Annotated in this window: 1 pseudogene; it reads left to right on the top strand. The window is 33.2% G+C overall.

The window, feature by feature from the left end:
- Positions 1 to 22 precede the first annotated feature (22 nt).
- A pseudogene (locus tag FLV34_RS43610) lies at positions 23 to 280 on the top strand (DUF2634 domain-containing protein); the annotation flags it as partial.
- Positions 281 to 398 lie beyond the last annotated feature (118 nt).

The raw sequence follows: 398 nt of genomic DNA, 5'->3' as shown, positions 1-398 counted from the left end.
TCCGTGATATGCCTGCAAAAAAAATATAAACACAGAGAGATACCAACATCTAATATATAGTTGGAATTATGGAGTCGAGTTGAACGACCTTATTGGAGAGCCTATATCCTTTGTAATCCCCGAACTTGAAAGACGAATCAAAGAAGCACTAATTCAAGATGATAGGGTTGAAAATGTAGATAATTTTGAGTTTCAAAATGTAAAGGGTAAAGTACATTGTAAGTTCACAGTTTACAGTAAATATGGAAATATAAAAGCAGAGAAGGTGGTGAGTGTATAATTGTTTGAGTTAATGACATTTGAAAATATAATTAAAAGAATGTTAGATAGTGTACCTAACACACTGGATAAGAGAGAAGGTTCTATAATATACAATGCTCTTGCTCCTGTTGCAGTGG

The sequence above is a fragment of the Microbispora sp. CSR-4 genome (assembly GCF_008033685.1).
Lineage (GTDB): Bacteria > Actinomycetota > Actinomycetes > Streptosporangiales > Streptosporangiaceae > Microbispora.
Note: the sequence above shows the minus strand (reverse complement) of the source record. Positions and strands in the feature narration are given on the sequence as shown.